At 51.4% G+C, this 22,020-nt stretch carries 15 protein-coding genes and 1 tRNA gene; 9 read left to right on the top strand and 7 right to left on the bottom strand.

The window, feature by feature from the left end:
• Nucleotides 1–22: 22 nt before the first annotated feature.
• From OZX62_RS08460 to OZX62_RS08450, 3 genes are all read left to right on the top strand, one after another.
• Nucleotides 23–502 carry a MarR family winged helix-turn-helix transcriptional regulator gene (locus OZX62_RS08460; protein ID WP_277175754.1) on the top strand — a complete coding sequence of 160 codons (480 nt, stop codon included), beginning with the start codon at nt 23–25 and terminating at the stop codon, nt 500–502.
• Nucleotides 503–574: 72 nt separating this feature from the next.
• A complete protein-coding gene (locus tag OZX62_RS08455; protein ID WP_277175753.1) occupies nt 575–2,080 on the top strand; it encodes an MDR family MFS transporter in 1,506 nt (501 codons plus the stop codon).
• Nucleotides 2,081–2,448: 368 nt separating this feature from the next.
• Nucleotides 2,449–2,787 (top strand): carboxymuconolactone decarboxylase family protein, encoded by a 339-nt coding sequence (locus OZX62_RS08450; protein WP_277175752.1) that lies wholly within the window; start codon nt 2,449–2,451, stop codon nt 2,785–2,787.
• Nucleotides 2,788–2,986: 199 nt separating this feature from the next.
• On the opposite strand, the gene gap is transcribed toward OZX62_RS08450, so the two are convergent.
• Nucleotides 2,987–4,003 (bottom strand): type I glyceraldehyde-3-phosphate dehydrogenase, encoded by a 1,017-nt coding sequence (gene gap, locus OZX62_RS08445; RefSeq protein ID WP_277175751.1) that lies wholly within the window; start codon nt 4,001–4,003, stop codon nt 2,987–2,989.
• 285 nt (nt 4,004–4,288) lie between these two features.
• Between gap and OZX62_RS08440 the strand changes: the two genes are divergently transcribed.
• Nucleotides 4,289–5,047, top strand: coding sequence for a LysR family transcriptional regulator (locus tag OZX62_RS08440; protein ID WP_277175750.1), 759 nt, complete (start codon nt 4,289–4,291; stop codon nt 5,045–5,047).
• Here OZX62_RS08440 and OZX62_RS08435 read toward each other — a convergent pair whose 3' ends face one another.
• The 6 genes from OZX62_RS08435 to OZX62_RS08410 all read right to left on the bottom strand — a co-directional run bounded on the left by OZX62_RS08435 (nt 5,048) and on the right by OZX62_RS08410 (nt 11,316).
• On the bottom strand, nt 5,048–6,193 hold the full coding sequence (locus tag OZX62_RS08435) for an XRE family transcriptional regulator (RefSeq protein ID WP_277175749.1): 1,146 nt from the start codon (nt 6,191–6,193) through the stop codon (nt 5,048–5,050).
• Nucleotides 6,177–6,869 (bottom strand): hypothetical protein, encoded by a 693-nt coding sequence (locus OZX62_RS08430; protein ID WP_277175748.1) that lies wholly within the window; start codon nt 6,867–6,869, stop codon nt 6,177–6,179. The genes OZX62_RS08435 and OZX62_RS08430 overlap by 17 nt, the downstream gene beginning before the upstream one ends.
• Nucleotides 6,870–7,091: 222 nt before the next feature.
• Nucleotides 7,092–8,897 (bottom strand): hypothetical protein, encoded by a 1,806-nt coding sequence (locus OZX62_RS08425; protein WP_277175747.1) that lies wholly within the window; start codon nt 8,895–8,897, stop codon nt 7,092–7,094.
• Nucleotides 8,894–10,432: a hypothetical protein gene (locus OZX62_RS08420; protein WP_277175746.1), complete on the bottom strand. Its 1,539-nt coding sequence runs from the start codon at nt 10,430–10,432 to the stop codon at nt 8,894–8,896. Before OZX62_RS08420 ends, OZX62_RS08425 begins: the two co-directional genes overlap by 4 nt.
• Before the next feature lie 67 nt (nt 10,433–10,499).
• Entirely contained in the window at nt 10,500–11,054 is a 555-nt protein-coding gene (locus tag OZX62_RS08415; RefSeq protein ID WP_277175745.1) for a hypothetical protein, read from the bottom strand.
• Between the two features lie 189 nt (nt 11,055–11,243).
• Nucleotides 11,244–11,316: transfer RNA gene (locus OZX62_RS08410), tRNA-Thr, on the bottom strand.
• Between the two features lie 281 nt (nt 11,317–11,597).
• On the opposite strand from OZX62_RS08410, the gene OZX62_RS08405 reads away from it, so the two are divergent.
• The 5 genes from OZX62_RS08405 to OZX62_RS08385 all read left to right on the top strand — a co-directional run bounded on the left by OZX62_RS08405 (nt 11,598) and on the right by OZX62_RS08385 (nt 22,010).
• Nucleotides 11,598–13,022, top strand: a complete 1,425-nt coding sequence (locus OZX62_RS08405; protein ID WP_277177085.1) for a sugar phosphate nucleotidyltransferase — start codon at nt 11,598–11,600, stop codon at nt 13,020–13,022.
• Nucleotides 13,009–14,370: an acyltransferase family protein gene (locus tag OZX62_RS08400; RefSeq protein WP_277175744.1), complete on the top strand. Its 1,362-nt coding sequence runs from the start codon at nt 13,009–13,011 to the stop codon at nt 14,368–14,370. Before OZX62_RS08405 ends, OZX62_RS08400 begins: the two co-directional genes overlap by 14 nt.
• Before the next feature lie 307 nt (nt 14,371–14,677).
• Nucleotides 14,678–16,372, top strand: coding sequence for a glucose-6-phosphate isomerase (pgi, locus tag OZX62_RS08395; protein ID WP_277175743.1), 1,695 nt, complete (start codon nt 14,678–14,680; stop codon nt 16,370–16,372).
• 356 nt (nt 16,373–16,728) lie between these two features.
• The gene (locus OZX62_RS08390) at nt 16,729–19,551 is read left to right on the top strand and encodes a DUF2207 domain-containing protein (RefSeq protein WP_277175742.1); all 2,823 of its coding nucleotides are present in this window, start codon (nt 16,729–16,731) and stop codon (nt 19,549–19,551) included.
• Between the two features lie 245 nt (nt 19,552–19,796).
• The gene (locus OZX62_RS08385) at nt 19,797–22,010 is read left to right on the top strand and encodes a DUF2207 domain-containing protein (protein ID WP_277175741.1); all 2,214 of its coding nucleotides are present in this window, start codon (nt 19,797–19,799) and stop codon (nt 22,008–22,010) included.
• Nucleotides 22,011–22,020 lie beyond the last annotated feature (10 nt).

Below are 22,020 nucleotides of genomic sequence, written 5' to 3'. Positions count from 1 at the left end.
GAAGCGATTAGTGTAGCAAGCTATGGATATGAAAGATGCGGAAGTCGACGTGACCGGAGCTGATAGTTTGGGGCCTCTGATCAAGGTGGCGAATACTTTGATTGAGAAGGAACTCAATAACCGTGTCGCTTCGATGTTCGAGGGATATAGCCTCACCGGGCCGCAGATTACATTGATGGTGTACCTGCACGACGCGCACGGGCATACAGTCACCCAGCGCGAGATTGCCGATCGGTTCGTGTTGAGCCATCCTACGATTCGGGGCATTGTCAAGAGGCTTGAGAGCGCGGGGCTTATCAAGACTTCTCAGCTGCAAACTGACCGGCGGCAGATTCTCCTCGAGCTCACCGCCGAGGGGCGGCGGTTGATGGATGCGCATGTCGACGATATTCACACGGTGATGAGGCAGATCAACACGAAGATTACCGATGGCTTGGGGAGCGCCGAGCAGAAGAAATTGGTTGCCGCGCTCAAGAGAATCGTCGCGAACTTCTCTGAATAATCGCGATGTCGTTCACCCAGTTAGTTTTATTTTTATTCAAACTGTAGCTTGCTATAAATAAGGAAGGTATCAATGGTAGATCAGCAATCGGCAAAACAGAAGGACGGGGAGCAAGATACTGCGTCTTCGCAACCTGAACCCGGGCAGGAAGGCGGCGGCTTCACTTCGTCGATCACCTCGAGGCAGCGCGGGCTGATGATGGCGGTGCTGCTGTTGGGATCGTTCACGGCACTTATGGCCGAGACGTTCTTGAACAACGCGCTGCCGACGATTATGAACGCATTTTCCGTGAGCCAAGCGACCGCGCAGTGGCTCACGACCGCCTATCTGCTGGTGGTCGGACTGATGATTCCGATGTCCGCGTGGGTGTTCGAGTCTTTTAATCTGCGCACCACGTTCGTTACTTTGATGGCCGTCTTCTTCGTCGGCTCGATCGTCTGTATTTTCGCGCCGAACTTCTGGGTGCTGCTCGCGGGCCGCATCATCGAGGCGATCGCGGCCGGCGGGCTCATGCCGTTCATCCAGAACGTCATTCTGATGATGTTCCCGCCCGAGAAGCGTGGCATGGCCATGGGTATCACCGGCCTGGTCATCGGTTTCGGACCGGCGGTCGGCCCCACCATTTCCGGCCTCATCCTCAAAGTCTCCAGCTGGAAGATGCTCTTTATTATTCTCGCCATCGCCAGCGTCATCACCGCGATTCTTGCCGTTCCGCTGGTGCGCAACCTCACCTCGCCGCACCACAGCACGACCGACGTCATCTCTTTCGCCGAGTCCATCTTCGGCTTCGGCCTCATCCTTTACGCGCTTTCCGAAGTCGGCAACACCGGCCGCATCACGGTGACGCTCGCGGTGCTCTTCATAGTCGGCGTGGTCATTATGGCGCTCTTCTGCGTCCGTCAGTTGAAGCTTTCCAAGCCGTTGCTCGACATCCACGTCTTCGGCAATGCCCGCTTCAACCTCTGCACCCTCTTAAGCACCATCAGCAACATCGCCATGGTCGGCATCGAACTGGTACTGCCGCTCTACCTGCAGACCACACGTGGCGAATCCGCGTTGGCCAGCGGCCTGGTGATGATGCCGGGCGCGCTCGTGATGGTGATCTGCAACCCGATTTCCGGCACGCTTTACGACAAGCTTGGTATCAAGAAGCTCTCACTCTTCGGCTTCCTGATGCTCCTGATCGGCTCGGTGCCGATGCTCTGGTTCAGCGCGAAAACAAGCCTGTTCGTGATCGGCCTCTGCTACGCGCTGCGCATGGTCGGCATCTCCTTCACGATGATGACCACGTTTACCGCCGGCATCAACCTGAGTTCCGCCCATCTCACCGCGCACGCAAACGCCGCTTCGTCCACGGTCCGTCAGGTCGGCGGTTCGCTGGGCACAGCGCTTGCGATGCTCGTCATCTCCTTGGCCGCGACTTCCCAAGCTTCTGCCGGCAAGGCCGCAGCCCAAGCCATCGGCTATAACTGGGGTTTCATCCTCATGGTCATCTTCGCCGTCATCGGCCTCGTCGCGTCGTTCTTTCTTCCCAATGCCGACACCGAGCGCGAGGCCATCGCCGCCGAGAGCAAGTGATGCTGTGGGAAACCACATTTCTGAGTAATTCGACAACCTAGCCAGTCATGTGTTACAGTCAGAAAATCAGTTGAATTCGTCTCGTATCGAGATAAATTTGTGGACTTGAACTTTATCTCGTTGGGTTTAGCTGAAAGGTGCCATCTCTGGTCTCTATTAATTAAAGGTTTGTGTGGGCCGTCGGTTTCGGCCGGTGACCCGCACAAGTTTTTATTCGGGCCGCAGAATCTGGTTTATTTCTAGATGATTGTTCTCTTCCTGTGAGCTTGAAGGTAGACCTATTTCGTTTTGACCTCAAGTGCTTGAAGTCTTTAGGATTTAATGGCGACGACGATGTCGTAATAGACCATACGTGAAAGGAATCGATTATGGCCAAGAAGCAGACAGCAGGACATGAGCAGCTTGGCGAGTTCGCGCCGCAGTTCGCGCACTTGAACGATGATGTGCTTTTCGGTGAGGTGTGGAGCCGCGAGGACGAGCTTTCCGCGCATGACCGCTCGATGATTACCGTCGCCGCGATCATCGCGATGGGCGCCACTGAGCAGATGGACGCGCACCTCAATATCGGCAAGGCCAACGGCATCACCAAGGAAGAGATCGCCGCCGAAATCACTCATCTCGCCTTCTATGTCGGCTGGCCCAAGGCATGGTCCGCATTCAACCGCGCGAAGAAGGTGTGGTGCGATGACGAAACAGCTGAAAAATAACGTTTGAAGCTTTAAAGATTCGTTTTCATCTATCTGATTTTGATATGAAAATCGGTGTCATGACGGGTAAAGTCATGGCACCGATTACTTTTATTTTTTTGGGAAAAGATTACGTGAGTTTTATGTAACTTTTAGGTTGGATTTATGCTGTGCAAAATTCATCCGGATTCATCCTGATACCTAGATGTCGCGCCCGAATTTACAGCCTCACGAAGTGCAGCAACGTGCGCACCATGTTGCAGGTGAAGCCGTATTCGTTGTCGTACCAGGCGTTGACCTTCACCAGTTCGCCCTTGCCTTCACCCAGATTGATGACCTCCGTCAAGGTCGGATCGAAAATCGCGCCGTGGGTGTCCCCGATCATGTCGGAGGAGACCAGACCGGTGTCGTCGTAGCCGAAGGAGTCGTTGTCGCGCGTGACCTCGCGGAACATCGCGTTGATTTCCTCGGCTGTCGGTGCCTTCTTAAGTACCAGCGAAAGCTCGGTAAGCGAGCCGGAACGAACCGGCACGCGGCGGGCTTGGCCCTTCAACTTTCCGTCAAGTTCAGGCACAACCAGGCCGATGGCTTTCGCGGCGCCGGTGGAATGCGGAATGAAGTTCTCGGCGGCGGCGCGGTTGTTTCGTGCGTTCTTGCCCTTCGGCCCGTCGGTCAGGCTTTGCGAGGCGGTGTAGGCGTGGATCGTGGTCATCGAGCCGGCGCGGATGCCGTAGTGGTCGTTCATCGGCTTGGCCAGAAGTGCGACGGACTGCGTGGTGCAGGAACCGGGGAAGATGATGCGGTCGTCGGCGGTCAGGACATCCTGATTGACTCCATAGACGACGGTCGGCATGTCGCCGGCCGGTGCCGAAACGAGCACCTTCTTGACCCCGGCCCGCAAATGCACCGCGGACTTTTCGGTATTGGTGTAGAAACCGGTGGATTCCACCACGAGCTCGACCCCGTCGTTGGCGACCCACGGAATGTTCGCCGCGTCGCGCTCGGCGTAGACGGTGTAATGTTTGCCATCCACGATGATGCCGGTCTCGTCGCTGGAGACTTCCGCCGGGAAGCGCCCTTGTATGCTGTCGTGCTGCAGCAGATAGGCGAGCATGGCCGGGTCGGTCAGGTCGTTGATGGCGACGACTTCGACCTCGTCGCTTTTGAGTTCGAAAAGCCTGCGGAACGTGAGCCGGCCGATGCGGCCGAATCCGTTAATACCAATCTTCACTGTCATAATGGCTCCTTGCCTTATCTTTCGTTTTCTAACAGCTTCAAGATACGACTTCGAGCCAGTCCTGCATAGTATCTGAAATAGATATAGATATCACTAAATATGATATCTATCGTAAATTATGAGTAGACAGAACCATTGTGTCTACTGGGTATTTTATTTGTTATTTACTAATAGCATATCAATACAGCAGATATAATAAGTTGATTATCGTAGATGATTTGACGGAAGTCGATCCATAGCGACAACGGTGCTATGGCCATCGCTGGTACAAGCAAGGGGAGTGCGATGAATCTCAACGATCTGGAGATTTTCGAGGCCATTATCGAAACCGGTTCGCTCAACAAGGCCGCAAAGGCGCTCGGCTACGCGCAATCGAATATCAGCGCCCGGCTCAAATCGCTTGAGCACGAGTTTCATACGACGTTGGTGGAGCGAAGCGCGAAAGGTGTGGAGCCCACGAAGATCGGCAAGCGGCTTTATCGTGCGTCGCTGCGCATCACCGCTGAACTTGACGACGTGAAACGCGAGGCGGCGGGGGCGCCGGGAGACCTGCTGATCACCGAAACGCTGTTACATTACATGATGACCAACGTGCCGTCCTTCCATCCGGAAAGTTACGGCACCATCGTCGTACGGCGCCAAAGCGATATCGTGCCCGAGACGCGGCGACACCAGTACAAATCTGTAGTGGCATTTGTGGATATGGGTGAACTTGATAATTACCGATTGATATGTAACGAGACGCTGGAAGCCGCTTATCTCGCGGCGAAAGATGGATTAGAAGGTTTCCCTGGCGATGTGCCGCTTCTGATTAATCACGACAAAGAATGCGCCTTCCGCAAGCGTTCGTTGCGCGACCACATGGCGACTCACAATTCGCGCCGCCTGATGGAGGTCGATTCGCTCGAGACTATCGTCACCATGGTGGAGCAGGACAAGGGCATTGCGTTGCTACCGTCGTATCTCACCGCACAACGTAAGTTGCGCAAAATCAGCACAGAGCCCATCAGGCTGCCCTATCGCGTATACAGCGAAGTGGAGTGATTATTGGAAATCGAAGTCGTTCCAATCGTTCTTTTCCGGGGTAAGGCCGTCCGCCCACGCGGAAACCATGTCAAAGGGAAGACCGAGGTATTGCTCGACAGCGGGCGGTGCAACAGAGACTTCCGTGGCGGTTTTGATTGTTCCCAAGGCGCTGCCAACAAGCTGCTTCAAATAGATGGGATGCTCTTGTTCCACCGTTACGGGTTCTGCCCGTCTCCAGTGCATCTGATTAATCTGGATTTGCAATGACTTATAGCGGTCGGGCGTGATGATGTCCAAGTCCCTTGCTCTTCGCACGGCTGCAGCGATGGAGATTCCCCATTGCGCCTTGACGTCGGCATATTCCATAAGTTTCATGGAAGGTCTAATAGCCGCGAATGCGTCATATTTGGGCAGAAGGAACGCTGAAGCAAACGCCGATGCCTCAGCTTCGGTAACTTTCCCGGAAACCGGGTGCCGTTTGCGTTGAAGGATGGCATGACCGAGTTCGTGTGCGATGGTGAACCTTGTGCCGTCTCCAGGTCGCGCCCCGGGGAAATATCCGATGGTTAACGGAGCGTTCGTTGACTGCGGGTGGGTGACACCTTCCATTTTCGCGTTTTGCGTGGGATCTTCGCTGGGCGCTGTGGCCATGGCGGCGATGACGATTCCGCCTTTTTCAAGAGAGCGAATGACATTATCGACACGACCTCTTGCCGTAATCCCGAGTTGCTTTCGAGTCGCTTGTGCGAGTTCTTCAATGTCCGTCGAAGTAGGGCTCGTGTTTGGCGCGAGATTGTCTATCCAATCCGCCCTGCGGTCGGTACGGCACATCTTCCCTAAGGATGTCACGGCGCTTTCCATAAGGGAATATTCAGCTGACATTGATTTAATACGTGTACGGCTGACGTTGCTCGTTTTTCGGAACGTCAGTTGGTCGGGTGATATGGCTTGGCTAGGCAGCACAAAAAAGTTCAGAGGCAAGCCTGTAGCCATGCTTGCCGTTTCCGCATGGGCAGTGCTGAATGGAAGTTTCGCATTCATGATGAGGCTCAGGGTGGTGGATGTGATGTCCATTTTCGCGGCCAGTTTTTTCTGCGTCCACCTTTTTAGTTCTAGAGCGAGCTTCAGTCTCTGCGGGTTGAACTCATTATTTTGCGTCGGCATGTTGTATAGGATCTTTCTCGATTATGCGTTCCTCGATGAGGTTTGACTTGGGAACCAGTATGGGTTCTTCAGTACTGTTGTCTGGCTCGAATCTCTTGCCGAAGAGGGAACTACTAACGCCAATGGGAAACATCATGCTTGATTTCGGTGCGCGTGTGAAACTCCCTGCGTTTAGTGGTTTCCAAGCTGCCATTTCAAAATGGCCGTCGGCATAACGGTTCCAAGTAATGAACAGTGTGTCGTCCGCCAACAAATCGGTAGTGAGGATATGCGGTATCGCTTCCAGCTCTTCCTGCGTGCGCAACCTACCTTGTGTATATGCTTCCTGTCGTGCAAGATTATGGCCCGCCGGAGCCAGTTGAAGCCCTTTTGCAAAAGCGAAGGATTTATTGAGTCTTACATGGAATCCGTATTCCTTGTTTAATAAATCAATTCGATCAGTATGTGGGTCCAGCGTGAAATCTTCAATTGGACTGTCTTCGAGAAGTTCATGGATGACGGACATCAGATTATTGGCATATTGCTTTCGGAATTTTTGCGGCTTCCGCAGCATCGTCTTCATGCCTTTTTCAACTTTGGAGGAAGCTTCTTCCATGATCGATGGGAGTGCAAGGTTAATAGGCGCACATCCGTCGTGCAGCAGATTTTCCTCGTAATTATCTGACATGATAGCCATAGTAGCGTTCCTTTATTCTGAGTTAAATAGTATTCATAAATTTAAATTTTCTCCATTGATTTAAATAATATACCATAAAATTAAGTATTCTGGCATGAAAATCGTGAACATATAAAGCAGAATCTGCTGTTCTGTATCTATCTTCGTATCGATATAAATTGATAAAGTTGGACAAGATTTTCTTATTCTTTTCCGTTACCAATTTGCGCATCAAAATGTTGTTTATAGGGCTTTCTTTGTTGTTTTTAACTTCGTTCTATCGATATGAAGTAACTTATCCATAAGCGTATCAAGAGTTGTTTTAATTTCCTCTAAATACTCTTGATCCTGATTTCCTTTATCTTCTTGTTCATTAATCATTTGATTAAACAGCTGGAAGTGCAAGGATATAGGATCTTTCAGCAATTCTTGGTTAGAAAGTTCTTTCGGAGTTGTAACTCTGTCTTTTTCTTGACCTGGACGTTCATATTCACATGTAGGCTCATTGAAAACCTCATTAAAATATTTGCAATATTCAGCAATATTTGAATATGAAAATTGGAATACTTTATTTTTAGCGAATCTTCCAAGGAGGCTCAGAGTTTGCCAGTCTAAAAGATTATTACCGTCGTTTGTTGAAGATTCAGTCAGATTAGCATCTGTCTTATTGCTGTTCGTTGCGTTTCTTAGTTTTTTCCAAAGTTCCAAAAAGCCTGACAAGCTGTATAACCTATCAAAATTCTTATCGTGATGGCTGAGGATTTTATTAAATTCATCATTCGCGAGGAATTGTGTGACGTTTTGAGGTAAGTGATTTAATAAGTCATTAATAATTTCTACAAGCTCCGCAGTGTTGTCTTCCTCTGGGAGTCGAGACAGTGTTTTTTCTCCATTTTTGCTGTCATAGCTTGAAGTAACTTCCAGAGCATAATTATTAATTCTAGAATCAGCAGTAACTGTTTTGTTTTCTGTTGAATCCAAAATCGCAAGATATTGTGGAAGGCTGCACAGTAAAGTGTCATAAATTGAATATTGAGATTCGCTTAGATCCTTGAGTCTAAGGAAGAAATTCAAAGAATGTTTGACTGACTTTTTTGTTGAGTCGTATATAGCTTCTAAAGCAATAGAAAGATTTTTAGCATCAACACTAAAAAGTCCGCTTAAAGCTAGTGATTTATCTGTTTTATCAGGATCGAGACGATAGATATGAGATTGGTAAAGTTTGATAAGCTTCCATTTGTAAGTGTTGTCATTTTCCGCTGTTGTATTGCCGATTACGAAATGGGCCAGGCTGTAGACATGTCTATAAGTGATTGTCGATGATTGGTACTTAAGGGCTGTTTGTACCATTCGGTACTTTTCGTCATCGGGTAATTGATTTTCAAGAATAATTGCAAAAGTCCAGTTGCTGTTAGCTTGATTAATGCTGGAATTATGTGCTAAAAGTTTTATTGCTTCGGTTCTAAAAGAGTCATCGTATTTTCTTAATATTTCTGGTAAGAAACTGCGTCCCCATTTAGAGTAGTTATTTGCTGAGGTGATGAGCATCTGCTGTGCTTCATCTGGCAATCCATCTTTCTTGGTACGCTTTAGAAAGTCAAATAAGTCAAAATTAATTGAATATGGTTGAGTAAAATCAATATCAGCCCACTTGTATAAATCCTTGATTGCTTTTTCCCCAGATTCGTCATTTCTACTGCTGAAGGAAAAATGTAAGGACGGAATTTGCGTGTCAATGATTTGATGAATAAAAAGAGCGGCTTTGGGATTAATATCGTTAATATGTAATGCATATATAGGATATTCTTCATCTATGTAGCCATTTTTAAGAAAATCTTTAAGCAGGGAACTTATTACAAGGGAATTAGGGTCTGATCCAGTGAACGCTGTAACTGCGTCAGAAAAAGTTTCTTTTACATTTTGGTCATGTGTCGTTGTGTTCTCGTCAAGGGTGCCATTCAACCCGATTCGATTGGAATCGGGATTAGCTTTGTAGTCCTTATAAGGTGCCTCAGTCATCAACTGTTGAAATGTGAAATCAGAATTCATCGTGAAGAAGCTTCCTTCTGGAGATTGAATGATTCGACTATTTTATTTCGGAATTGATATAATTTATCTAGATTGCTATTATTGGCAGCTATCTTTTCGAAATCATCTGCGGCCACAGCGTGATAAATACACATGGCAAGAATTTTGGCATTTTCGCATTTTTCTGATTTCGCTGTGCTATTTTCGAAGGAGGCAGGTTTCTTGTAAAGATTATATTCTGTTACGATTGCCTTAAGCTGTCGCATATCAGATAAGTATTTTCCAGCTATTTTTGCCACTTGTAATAGTTGCTTATCTTCCTCGGTTACTTCTTGATTGTTCTCTGAAGAAATGTCATTGATATTAAGATGAAGCAAATATGCTAGTTGTTCATATGCTGAAAGTGTTGAGACGAAGGGCCGGACAGGAATAATAACGTCAAAGAATTTTGTCCTGGCTGTTCCTGGCTGTGCAAACGTAGAATCAGTAGTTTGCTGTTTTCCTTCGATGTCAGTGAATAAACTGTCCCGGACAGCATAGATGAATCGTATGTCCTGCCTATTTGCGTTTTTGAGAGTTGGAGCATTGTTCAGTATCGTATTGAGTTCACGTAAACTATCGAATATTTCTGTGTTTTTAAATCTATCAAGGTCTTCAAAAACGATAATATCTAACAGCGGATTTGTTTCGAAAAAATAAATGATTTCGTCTAGATTCATATTGAAATATTGTTGTCGATTTTCGAGTTTTATATTATTCTCTCCTTTCCCGAGGGAAGCGCTGATATTTGAAAATCCAATTTTAACGGTTGAATTTTTAATGATTTCATATGAAAGCCACCAGAGCATCGCGAAGACGAAAACATAAAAAATAAAAGATAAGCAAGAATAAGTATAGGCAAATATGAAAGATCGTATCTGTTGGTCTATTTTTGGGTTTGTAAGCTTGGGGATCAAATAAATTAAGACGTTCCATTGTGTAGAAGAATTCGCAATATTCGTTATCAATTTTTGTATCTGTTTACTTAGAAATAGTGTGAACAATAGAAATATGCTAAGACCAGTGAAGAATGAAGCAATCCATAGACGACTTGAAATTGGCTTATGTAATTTACCAAATCTTGATTTTGGTGCCTCATGCGAATCGTTACTATAAATCAATTGAGTTACAATCGTTTTTTGCAGTAATTCATTGATATGCCTATTATGTTTGTTTTTCGCTTTCTTGCCGGAAGGCTCTGAATACGTAGCAATAGTTGACATCGATAATACCCGTATTCGGTTTTCATATTTGGGGTCTTCGCTCAATCCTAAGATAATGCTGCTTTTGCCTGATCCGTAAACACCTGAAATTGCTATATTGCGATTATGGCGAGGGTTGATATGCTCGTCGTTTGGTTTCATAGTGTCATCTAATACCGATTTAAGAGCCGCGAGTGCTTTATTGTTAGTCGTATCTTCGGGGTTATAGCAAGGTTTTAAACTATAGATTTCGCCAGTTTCCTCAGCCGGTATTTCTGAGTCTTGGTTTGTGTTTGTTCCACTTTGAACGCTCATAATTGCCAATCTTTCTATGACCGTATCAGATAAAAAAATAAATATAGATATTGCGTTACTCTAATAATCAAGTTTGATCGATGACCTTTTCCCAGTGGTTGTAGCAGGGAGGTAGAAGCTGCTCTGACCTTTTATTTTGTCGTTCGTCTTTTACTATTTCAGGTTTGTTGGGATCTTGATTTAGATAGAACCATAGAACGCCGTTTTTATCTAGTCCGGGGGTGCCCCTTTTTGTTGTTAGAATTTTTCGCATCTCAGAATCTCTGAAAATAAAGAATTGAGGTATGTGGAGGGAATCTTCAACGCTAAGAATGTAAATTTTAATTGTTGAATCAGAAAGGAGCTTTTCGCTGAAGGTGTTCCATGAGCTTATTTTCCCCTCTTCGTCTCTGCCTGCTGAAGATGAAAGATAGATGTCAAAAGTTGCATGCGAATTGGTGGTGCGAAATCTATTGCGTCCATGTGGAGAAGTTTGGATACTGAACGATGCTAATACGGATTGGAGAGTTTCTTTGGCCCAAGTTAATGTATTATTGTGATCACCGGTTAGGGATGCAGTTTTTGCCAACCACGAAGCTTCCATTTTTAGGGCTTCACTTAAATTTGGCAGTTTGTCATTCATGGATGCCACCTAATACCGTTAAAGGAGACTGAAGTTTTAAGCTTCAGATTCATTTTTAAGTTAACTCATATTATATTATGTAAAGAAAAGTAAAAGATGATATTTCCACTATCCAATCAATAATATATTGATTAATTTGTGTAAAGATTTTTCTTCAAAAATAAGAAAATTTCAATAGCATTAGATGAGAGCCGCTTGACAGAATCGAACTGTCGACCTTCTCATTACGAGTGAGACGCTCTACCAACTGAGCTAAAGCGGCAATGCCCGGGCGGTATGCACCACTCGCGCACAAAACAATAATACTACTGGATGATTTGCATTTTGTCCACGAGCCTCGCGTCCGGACGTGTCTCGTCGGACGGTGCGGGCTGGAATGACGCGGTTGGGTCGGCAAAATGGCGGAATCGTAGGAATCTGAATCTGTCGTCTTGCCGCTCGGAAAGAAGGGGCGCAGCTAATGACAACGGGATGCGCGACAATATAGAAGAATCAAACAGGCTGGAAATCGCGCGAAAAGGGATGGGCAACTTGGAAAATACAATGCCGGACGTGTTGACACCAAGCGACGGTTTCGAGGACTTTTATGCCATCATCCCGGCCGGGGGCACCGGTTCGAGGCTCTGGCCGCTGAGCCGTGGGGCCAGACCTAAGTTCCTTTACGATTTGATGGGAAGCGGGCGGACGCTGATTCAGTCCACGTTCGACCGGCTTGCACGTCTTGCAGGTCCGGACCGCATCGTCGTAAGTACCGGCTGGCGGCACGTTGCAGCAGTTGAGGCACAGTTGCCGGAATTGAAGGAATCCAACATTTTCGCAGAGCCGGTTCCGCGCGATTCGACAGCGGCCATTGCACTGGCAACAGCCATTCTTGCCCGTCGTCATGGTGAGCATATCGTGGTGGGATCGTTCGCTGCCGACCATGTTATTCGCGGCAAGGATTCGTTTGCCGATGCAGTGCGTCAGGCAGTGGCCGCGGCACGTGCTGGATACGTGACCACTATTGGCATCGCGGCTTCTCGGCCATCGACGGCTTTTGGCTATATCCATCAAGGCCGTTCGTTGGGCGGCGAAATTCAGGGGGCTCCTAGCGCTCGTTTGGTGGAACGTTTCGTGGAAAAACCCGATTCGGCCACGGCTCAGGCCTACCTTTCCACGGGCGAATATCGTTGGAACGCTGGCATGTTCGTGATGCGTGCCGATGTGTTGCTCGATCATCTGCGCGAATACAAGCCGGAAATGTATGATGCGATTTCGCATATCGCCGATGCCTACATGGCCGTGGATCATGAAGACGGCGCCGACACCGCCGGTAACGCGGAAATCGCTGCGGCGCAGTACGTCGGTCAGGAAACTATGAGTGGTGCCGCCGACGCTTCCACTTCCCTGCAAAATATGAATAATCGTAATGTCAAGAATTCTGAAAATGCTGTGAGTAACGCCGGGAATGATGACGATGCTAATGAGGCATCGGAGTACGGGAGCGAGAAAACCGCAGAAAATGATGGCGGCGACATCAGCAATACTGTTGACGATGATGTCGATGATGATACTGCTGATAATGACGTGATCGATGAGGCTATGGCGACCTACTGGTCGGGCATCGAAAAGATTGCGTTCGATTATGCGGTGGCCGAGCCTTTGAGCGTGGCCGGAGGAGTGGCAATGGTTCCCGGCGATTTTGGCTGGGACGATATCGGCGACTTCAATTCCGTGGCGGCGCTCCTGCCCAGTACCGGTGCTCGCAATATCAAGATTTTGGGCGATAGCGATAAGGTCGTAAGCCTCGACAGCGCAGGCGACGTGGTGATGCCCCTTTCCGAGCGCACCGTCGCCTTGCTCGGTGTCAATGATATGGTCGTTGCCGACACCCCCGACGCGCTGCTCATAGCCCCGCGCGCCCGTAGCCAGGAGGTCAAGGATTTGGTCGCATACCTCGACCGCGAAGGCCGTGATGACATCCTCTAGTGTTTCTGTCTCCGGACCAGCGATTCCGGCACGTTCCGCACATCGGCGCCTGCGCATTTTCGCTGTCGAGTTGCTGCGTTTGCTGGCCATCGTCGGCATCGCGGTATTTCATACGTTTCTACTGACCTTCGAACAGGTCGCGGTCGCAGGGCCGCATGCGCTTTCGGCAACCACCCAAGCCGGCGCGCCCCCTACGTTCATCGCCATTATTTCGTCGACCCCTCTGGCGGTGTGGTTGATTGCGATGCTCATGTTCCTAGGCGCTTGGGGCAACCACATCTTTTTCATGATTTCGGCGTTTTTCCTCGTGCCTCGCTTGGCCGAGCGTTCGTATCGTAAAGGATTTGCCCGCGATGAATGGAAACCTACCGTAATCCGTATCGTGAAAATCCTTGCGGCAGTAGCGTTCTACGTTGTCATATTGGTTGTGGTCAACCGCTGGGTGGTGCCGATTCAGACGGTCGGTGGCTTGCGCGAAGTCATGTTGAGCCTTGAATTCGTGTGGCTTTATGTCTTGTTTGTATTACTTGCACCTTTCATTGGCTGGTGTATCGAACGTTGCCGCAAAAGATGGTGCGTGGCGTTGTGGGTTGTCGCGCTCGCGGCGGTTTACGGTCTCAATGTCTATGTAGCGGTAAGCGGGCGCAACTTTTTCAATTCGTTGAGCGTTCTGGACTGGCGCAAGCAGATGAGTGCCGTCACCTATTTCGCCTCGTATATCTGCGCGGGCGCTCTGGGTTGCGCATGGCAGCGTTGGTATGGTGAACGAAACTCTTCTGCCCATAATGATGTGCCGCGTTGGCTGACCCGTCGTTTCTGGGCCATCGCCTTGGTCACCTTGGTTGCTGTTACTGGTTGCGTTGTCGCTTTCGCCGCGTTTGGCGGCCATTACGGCTTCCTGACCGTGCTTTCGTTCAAGTCGACTTCGGCCATTTCGTTCTTGCTTGCGGTCTGCTCGTTGATGTGTGCCGCGTGTCCGAGTGTGCGTGTCCGAAGGCCAGATGAAGCCATACCGAGTCGTGGGGGCAGTACAAAAAGAACGTTCTGGACAAGTGTGAAAGCCTTCGGTCGCCGTGCTGTCGGAGCGCTCGCTTCCGGCATTCTGGGCTTCTACATCGTGCAAGCGCTCACCTATTATTCTTGGATAGCCGTTCAGAACCACTTCTCCGCCCCTGTTATTTCTCATATTATTAGCACCTTCGCAGCCGGTGGCATGTCTGCTTGCACAGGGTGGCTAATCGCTTGGTTTTTGGTCGAGGTCGTTTTCTCGCTGGCGTTCGTACTTGTAGTCTGTCTCGTCGATCGTTTCGTCCGCCAGCCTTTGCTACGGTTGGTCAAGTTGGCGTAGGTAAATCCAAGATTGACTCGAAAGAAGCCGTTGATGGCACCGCTCAAGTAGCGGGCTCAAGGTGCGATGTGAACGCTCTCTTTCCTTTTGACAAGCAATCAAGGATTTCGGGAATCGTTCTGATTGCGCTGTTTTGATATCAAATATCGTGTTATATCAACGTTGACAGGCACGACGCTTTTTGTGCTGTTGTGTCCGCTTTTGTGAGTAAATTGATATTTGTAGCAAGCGGCGGGAACAGCACCTTCAGATAAGACTGACGAGACTACGAAACCCCCGCGGCACTGATGAAAGGACCTTAAGAATTATGGCCATCAATCCTCCTGTCGACGCCACGAAGACCCCGGAATGGGCGGCGTTGCAAAAGCATTTTGACGAACTGAAAAGCGAAGGCATCGACCTCAAAAAGTGGTTCGCCGAGGAACCCAACCGCGTTGAAGAGCTGAGCTTCGACGCCGGCGACCTGCACTTCGACCTCTCCAAGAACCTCATCAAGCCCGAAACGCTCAAGTTGTTCGCCGACCTCGCCAAGGCCGTGCATCTCGAAGACCGTCGCAAGGCCATGTACGAGGGCGTTCATATCAACAACACCGAGGATCGCGCTGTGCTGCATACCGCGCTGCGCCGCCCGAAGTCCGATGAGGGCAAGCTCATCGTCGACGGTGAGGACGTGGTCAAGGACGTGCACGCCACGCTCGACAAGATCTACGCGTTCGCGGACAAGGTGCGCAGCGGTGAATGGCGCGGTGTGACCGGCAAGAAGATCAAGACCGTCGTCAACATTGGCATCGGCGGCTCTGACCTGGGTCCCGTTATGGTTTACGAAGCGCTGAAGCCTTACGCGGATGCCGGCATCTCCGCCCGTTACGTCTCCAACATCGACCCCAACGACATCACCGAGAAGACGAAGGATCTCGACCCCGAGACCACGATGTTCATCATCGTCTCCAAGACCTTCACCACTCTTGAGACTCTTACCAACGCGCGTGAAGCCCGTACTTGGCTGCTGAACGGTCTCAAGGCCTCCGGCGCCATCGACGGCTCCGACGAGAAGCGCGCCGAAGCCATCCGCAAGCACTTCGTCGCCGTCTCCACCAACTTGAAGGGCGTCGAAGAATTCGGCATCGACCCGCAGAACGCCTTCGGCTTCTGGAACTGGGTCGGCGGCCGTTATTCCGTCGATTCCGCGGTCGGCACTTCGCTCGCCGTCGTCTTCGGGCCGAAGCGCTTCGAGGAATTCCTCGCCGGCTTCCACGAGATGGACGAGTACTTCGCCAACACCCCGCTTGAGCAGAACGTCATCGCGATGATGGGCATGTTGAACGTCTGGTACCGCAACTTCTTCCACGCGGCCACCCACGCGGTGCTGCCTTACGACCAGTATCTGCACCGCTTCCCGGCCTACCTGCAACAGCTCACCATGGAATCCAACGGCAAGTCCGTGCGCTGGGACGGCACCCCGGTGACCACCGACACCGGCGAAGTCTTCTGGGGCGAGCCCGGCACCAACGGCCAGCACGCCTTCTACCAGCTAATCCACCAAGGCACGCAGCTCATTCCGGCCGACTTCATCGCCTTCGCGAACACCCCGAACCCGGCCAAAGACGGCGACCAGGACGTGCACGAGCTCTTCCTCGGCAACTATCTGGCGCAGACCAAGGCGCTCGCGTTCGGCAAGACCGCCGACGAGGTTCGCGCCGAGGGCACGCCCGAAGCCATCGTTCCGGCCCGCGTCTTCTCCGGCAACCGCCCGACCACCTCGATCTTCGGCGACGCGCTGACCCCGTTCTCGCTCGGCGAACTCATCGCGCTTTACGAGCACATCACCTTCACCGAGGGCACCGTCTGGGGCATCGACTCCTTCGACCAGTGGGGTGTCGAGCTCGGCAAGCAGCTCGCCCGCCAGATCACTCCGGCGATCTCGCAGGACGACAACGCTCTGGCGCAGCAGGATGCTTCCACGCAGAGCCTCATCCGCTTCTACCGTGCGCATCGCAAGTAATCGCGCAGCGGGCTTGAGCTGATGCTTGGCTGAACGCAACGATAGAAATGGGCACTCCCCGTAAGGTGGGTGCCCATTTTGTTGTAATTGGCATGCAAAAGTTAATAAACCAGCGAGAAAAATACCATTTCAGGCAAGGGAAAGGTGTTTTCCTCTAGTTTGTGGTTTCAGGCGTGATGAAGCGCCGAAAATGCCCTAAAAAGATGTTTTTACCCGTGGCATTCGCAACATTCCGTCAGTACATTCGACAGCATTGTGTGCAAACGGATACTTTGGGTTTGCTACGATGAACGCGAAGAAGAGACGGTGTGTGGAACGCAGTGACGCTGCGATTGCCGTTATCGGGGGAGGAAGCCATGAAGTTAAGTCAAGGTCTGAACCCTGGGCGGATTGGCAGGGCCGCGGTATCGGCACTGGTCGGTACGGCCGTCGTCATCGTGTTTTTCGCTTTCTGCGGTTTCCAGTCCGGCGATATCGGTTTTCACCGTGCCGATATGACCTATCGGTCCCTTGATTATGATGCCACGGTGCGGCCCGACGGCGACCTGCGAATCACGGAACATGTCGATATGAAACTGGGCAAGCGTGCGGGCGGCAAGTTGTGGCGTCAGGTATTCCAGCGCTATACGCTTCGCAATGGTGTAGGCAGTGACGGCGTGCTCAGTGCTATCACCGACGTGTCGGTCACCAATGTTTCGACAGGGCAGAGGTACCGGCATGGCAGCGGCATGGCCACGCGTGATCTTGATAATCTCAATTGGAACATGAGATATGCGGGTCAATGGTATGCGACCGCTTTGGCCTCCGCAAACGATGATGAAGGTGACGAATACCTTCCTGCCAATATGAACGACAGCCAATATGGGCAGAAAAAGGCGGAACTGAATCAGTCAAAGAAAAGCGGTGCGACGGGACCTCAGGCGCAGAATGGTCAAGCGCAGGCCGCGTCAAGTCAATTGCTCGATGAAAACGGCGCATCGGCAAGCATGGGCAAGTCCGGCGACACGGTGGAGATCGGTTGGAATATCCCCGCCACGCGGTCTGCGGAAAGCATCAAATTCGACATCTCGATGACGTTCAAGGACGTGGTAAAGGTCTACAACGACGTCGCCTACTTCAAGTGGGAGCCGCTTGGTGATACCAATGGCGTGCCGATTGACGATTTCCATGTGAAGGTCGCCCTGCCCAAAGGTGTGAAAAACGCGGATTGCCGGCAATGGATGCATTATGCGGGCAAAGGTTCTGTCGTCAAGTCCGGAAGCCGGGAACTGACGATGCAGGCGCAAAACGTGCCTTCGAGCGAGCATATAGATCTTGTCTCGATGTTTTCGGCCTCGCCAATGAATAAAGACGTGGTGTATCGCATCAAAAAAGACGGCAAAGACGCGGTGATTAAGCACGAAGAGGCGGAGCGGCAGAATGCCGGAGTCGATGTCGCCATGCGTCGCAAGGTGATTCTGCAATATGTGCTCGGCGAAGGCGCGGTGCTGCTGTTCGCGCTACTTGCCGTAATCGTTACCAATTGGCGGGCGTACTATCCGGAGGAACAACGTCCCAGCCATGCCAAGGCTGGTTCGAGACGTCGGAAGAAAGCCGCTCAGAAGAAAACCGGACAGAGAAAAACCGTGAAATCCCCGGGGCAGGTGCCGTATTCGCAGGCCATCCCTGACATGACACCTGCATGCGCCGCGAAGTTCAGCGATTTTCTCGATTGGGGCGAATATTCCCACGATTATCGATTTCGCCAGATGAGTTCCACATTGCTTTCGTTGGTTGCCAAAGGCGTTATTTCGGTCTATCCCGGCCAGGCAAAGTGGTTCCGTGGAATGGATCTTTCGCAAGCCAGCGACGAAGAGGTCTCGCAGCGGCTTCGTGAGGTGAGCGAGGCGCAAGAGAGAGGTGATGTTGCGTTCCAGCCGTCTGAAGAAAGTGAGAGTGAAAAGGCGGAAAGGGAAATCGAGGAATCGCGAGATGAAGCATATGTTAAGCGCGCCAAGGCTCGAGGAGTCGCCGAAGGCAAGGAGGCGGAGCAGGAAATTCTCGCCGAAGCCGCGGAATATAAGAAGCACGGCAAACCGACTTCGACGGTGGTGTTGTTGCCCGCCGCGTTTGCCGAAAATGTCGATCAGGCCCACAGTCTCACTGCTACCGAACGGGCATTGCTCAATTTGTTGAAAGCTATGTCGCTGAAACTGGACACTCCGATTTTCGATTTCCGCACTGTCGCCCACGAACTGGACGGCTGGTGGAAGGTCGAATGGTTGCAAACCCTCTTCAACTGGACCGCCGATTACGAATACCTGAAATTGTGGGTGGTCACCCCGCTGTTGCTCGGTTTTACGGCCGCCGCGGCGATTGTGGCCGCCGGAGTGGTGGGAGCGCTGTGGGCTCAGGGGCTTGCGTTCAGCAAGATCGGCACCGGCACCGACGATTACGGGCATGTCTGCGATCAGCTGCATGGGCAGTGGGGAGTTTCGCTGCTGCTCGGTGCGCCGGTGATTTTCCTGCTCATCCTTCTGTTTAAATTGTTGCGATATCGCGGGCTTACACGCAGGGGAATGCGGCTGGTCACGCCGATGCTGGGCTTTAAGGCGTATCTTTTGAGCGGCGGTGACAACGCTGACGGCAGTGAACAGAAAGTTTCAGGTCGGCATTCATCGCCGGTTTCGCCATCGTCGGTATCCTCGGCGGCATCTCCTGCCGCTGTTTCAGCATCGCCTTCCGTACCTGCTTCCGCTGTGTCTTCCGACACGGCTTCGAACGTTTCGAATACGGTCTCGAACGCTGCGTCTTCCGGCACAGCCGCAACTGCCGCGTCAGCCCCTCTTACTGCGCTGCCGTCAGACAAGTTCGACGAGTACTACATTTATGCCAACGCGTTGGGGTTATCCGATCATCAGATGCAACGCTTCAGTGGGCTGTTCTCGTGGCTTGGTGATGAAGGCGATGATTCGTTGAGTTATTGGTATTGGTACCCATACGATCTTGGCGCTTCAACGGGGTTGGGCTCCGATTCGTCGTTGACCGCTCAATTCAGCGATCTGGCTGCCGGCATCAGCAACGGCATGGATACTTTGGAATCCTCTTTCGCCATTTCCATCGGTTCGGACGGTGGTGCCGGCGGCAGCTTCGATGGTTCGGGCGGCGGTTCCGGCGGCGGCAGCTTCGGCGGCCGTTGAGCGCCTGCTGCATCGGTCCGAAGCGCTTAGGGGAATTCTTTGCTGGCTTTCACGAGATGGATGAAGCTGGAGGTGAGGTATTTTCGGTAACGTGGCAATCCGCAATAAAAACGCCGGCTTGTCTAATATACGATTGGCTTTTTGGTGCATAGACAGCCGACAGGTATGATTTGATAGCAATGATTATCCAAGGTTGATAGTTTTCTGAAAGCAGTAAAACGCCTTCGAGACGGATGGGTTGGGCAATGCTGAGTTTGAGAAGAGTGGCGAGAGCTGTTGCCATATCCTTGGCGGTTACGCTGGTGCTGGCCCTCACTGTCGTCTGGGGCGCGGCGCAAGGCGGTACGTTCCGGCAGGATATGTCGTATCGTTCTTTGAAATATGATGCGTCGGTATCTACGGACGGGGATTTGCGATTCACCGAGCACATCGACATGAAGCTCAACCAGCGGCCAAATGGCAAGCCTTGGAGGCAACTGTTCCAGCAATACAAGATCAACGATACCAAGCTCACGGCAATCACGGATGTGTCCGTCAAGGACGTGACCCACGGCAAGACCTACCGGCTCGGTACCGCCAAATCCACGAAGGCGCTGGATGACGAGAGTTGGGACGACGATTACGCAGGCACGTGGTACGCCATGGATACTTCCGATAACGACCAGGACTATGCCCCGGCGGCCAAAGGTGAAACCGCTGCCGACAGTCCCGCCGCCAATGATGGCAAAACCGAAAATGACGCCAACGGGCATACTGTCGAAATAGGCTGGAATATTCCTGCCACCGAAAGTGCGGGCAGTCTGCGATTCGATATTTCCATGACCTTCAGAGGTGTGGTGTCGGTCTATAACGACGTTTCGTATATGCAATGGGAGCCAGTGGGTGACAACAATGAGATTCCCATCGATTCCCTTCAAGGCCACGTTTCGCTTCCCAAGAGTGCCGCAAGCGGCCAGACCTGGCAGTGGCTGCATTACGATGGTAACGGCAGCGTGCATAAAAGCGCCAACCACGGCGTCGATTTTTCCGCAAAATACGTAAAGGCTCATCAGCATGTGGATTTGGTGTCGATGTTTGGCGTACAGGGAATGAAGCAGCCTTTGGTGAAGCTGCCTGACAACATCGACATGAAAAACATGGTTTTGAACGATGAGCGGATTGAGGCCGAGAACTATCAGCGTCAGCTGCAGAAACGTGACGATGAGCTGAAAGACGCGGTGGCGCTCGCGTTGATTGCCATGGCGGTGGCCGTTGCCATGGTGATATACAACAACCGGAAGATTCGTTACCGCGGAACTGTGGATTATTTCCGCGATATACCTCCGATCAGTCCTGCCGCGGCCGCCAAATTGATGGGTGTGCTTGAGCCGATGGGCAATCACGCCATGCGTTCGCGTCGTATGTCGGCGACCTTGCTTTCACTGGCCAGCAAGAAACTCATCGCCCTTTACCCCGGCCGGATGCAATGGTATGAGGGCATCGATATGGGTGCGTCCAGCGTCCAGCAGATCGACGCGGCGGCCAAAGACCAAAATCGTCCTCGTTCCCGGAAGGCCACGGGCGTCGTCAAGATTCTTCCGTTGGCTTATGCGGACAGCTCGGCTCAGCCCGAATTGGCCGACTCCGAACACGCGTTGCTTGACTTCCTGACCAGTGCTGCCGTTCAACTTGGTGCGAAGGTCTTCGATCTGTCCCAGCTCAACGATTGCTTAAAGGAATGGAGTGGCGGCATTGCCGCCAAGCAGCGCTTTGACGACGCCGCCGACGCCGAGTTCGATCAGATGCAGCTGACTCGTTTCCAATGGCAATATCTTCTCTTCACTGCCATCGCAGTGGGTCTGATCGTCTTGGCTTTCGTCGGCAACCTCGCGCTGGTGGTCTATGGGGGTATCGCTTGGATGGTGGTGTTCGGCATCCCGCTGATGTTCTTCTTCGTTCTCGCGATTGCGCTGATGCAGAATCAGGAGCTCATCGGTTCCGGCCAACAGGCTGCGGCATGGATTCTCGGATTCAGGAAGTATCTGGAGGACTTCAGCAATTTCGTGAATCGCGACATTCCCGACCTCGTGTTGTGGGACAAGTATCTGGTATATGCGACCGCGTTCGGCATCAGCAAACGATTGGTCAAAGAGCTTTCGAAGGCTTTCGCGGAGGTACCACAAAATGTCCAGTTCAGCGACGATTCGAATGATTCGCTGACGTATCGGTACTCTGTCGGCGCCTCTGATGCGGCGAACACGGCATATGGGAGCGGGCTCGGTGATCTGGGTTCGCAATTCGCTTCCGGTTTTTCGGATATTCAGGCCACATGTTCCAGAATCTCGGCCTTCTCGAACAATGGTGACGGTTCCGGTGACGGCTCCGGAGGTGGCTTTGGCATCAGCGCCGGTGGAGGTGGTGGCGGTAGCTTCGGGGGCTCTGGCGGTGGTTCCGGCGGCGGTTCGTTCGGCGGCCGGTGAGTACTCGCAA

This window comes from Bifidobacterium sp. ESL0690 (genome assembly GCF_029392315.1).
Taxonomy (GTDB): domain Bacteria; phylum Actinomycetota; class Actinomycetes; order Actinomycetales; family Bifidobacteriaceae; genus Bifidobacterium.
This window is presented reverse-complemented; position numbering and strand designations above follow the sequence as displayed.

Excerpts from the sequence above, each read along its gene's own strand:
- OZX62_RS08460 (WP_277175754.1), top strand. The coding sequence starts at position 23 with ATGGATATGAAAGATGCGGAAGTCGACGTGACCGGAGCTGATAGTTTG.
- OZX62_RS08455 (WP_277175753.1), top strand. The coding sequence starts at position 575 with ATGGTAGATCAGCAATCGGCAAAACAGAAGGACGGGGAGCAAGATACT.
- OZX62_RS08450 (WP_277175752.1), top strand. The coding sequence starts at position 2,449 with ATGGCCAAGAAGCAGACAGCAGGACATGAGCAGCTTGGCGAGTTCGCG.
- gap (WP_277175751.1), bottom strand. The coding sequence starts at position 4,003 with ATGACAGTGAAGATTGGTATTAACGGATTCGGCCGCATCGGCCGGCTC.
- OZX62_RS08440 (WP_277175750.1), top strand. The coding sequence starts at position 4,289 with ATGAATCTCAACGATCTGGAGATTTTCGAGGCCATTATCGAAACCGGT.
- OZX62_RS08435 (WP_277175749.1), bottom strand. The coding sequence starts at position 6,193 with ATGCCGACGCAAAATAATGAGTTCAACCCGCAGAGACTGAAGCTCGCT.
- OZX62_RS08430 (WP_277175748.1), bottom strand. The coding sequence starts at position 6,869 with ATGGCTATCATGTCAGATAATTACGAGGAAAATCTGCTGCACGACGGA.
- OZX62_RS08425 (WP_277175747.1), bottom strand. The coding sequence starts at position 8,897 with ATGAATTCTGATTTCACATTTCAACAGTTGATGACTGAGGCACCTTAT.
- OZX62_RS08420 (WP_277175746.1), bottom strand. The coding sequence starts at position 10,432 with ATGAGCGTTCAAAGTGGAACAAACACAAACCAAGACTCAGAAATACCG.
- OZX62_RS08415 (WP_277175745.1), bottom strand. The coding sequence starts at position 11,054 with ATGAATGACAAACTGCCAAATTTAAGTGAAGCCCTAAAAATGGAAGCT.
- OZX62_RS08405 (WP_277177085.1), top strand. The coding sequence starts at position 11,598 with ATGCCGGACGTGTTGACACCAAGCGACGGTTTCGAGGACTTTTATGCC.
- OZX62_RS08400 (WP_277175744.1), top strand. The coding sequence starts at position 13,009 with ATGACATCCTCTAGTGTTTCTGTCTCCGGACCAGCGATTCCGGCACGT.
- pgi (WP_277175743.1), top strand. The coding sequence starts at position 14,678 with ATGGCCATCAATCCTCCTGTCGACGCCACGAAGACCCCGGAATGGGCG.
- OZX62_RS08390 (WP_277175742.1), top strand. The coding sequence starts at position 16,729 with ATGAAGTTAAGTCAAGGTCTGAACCCTGGGCGGATTGGCAGGGCCGCG.
- OZX62_RS08385 (WP_277175741.1), top strand. The coding sequence starts at position 19,797 with ATGCTGAGTTTGAGAAGAGTGGCGAGAGCTGTTGCCATATCCTTGGCG.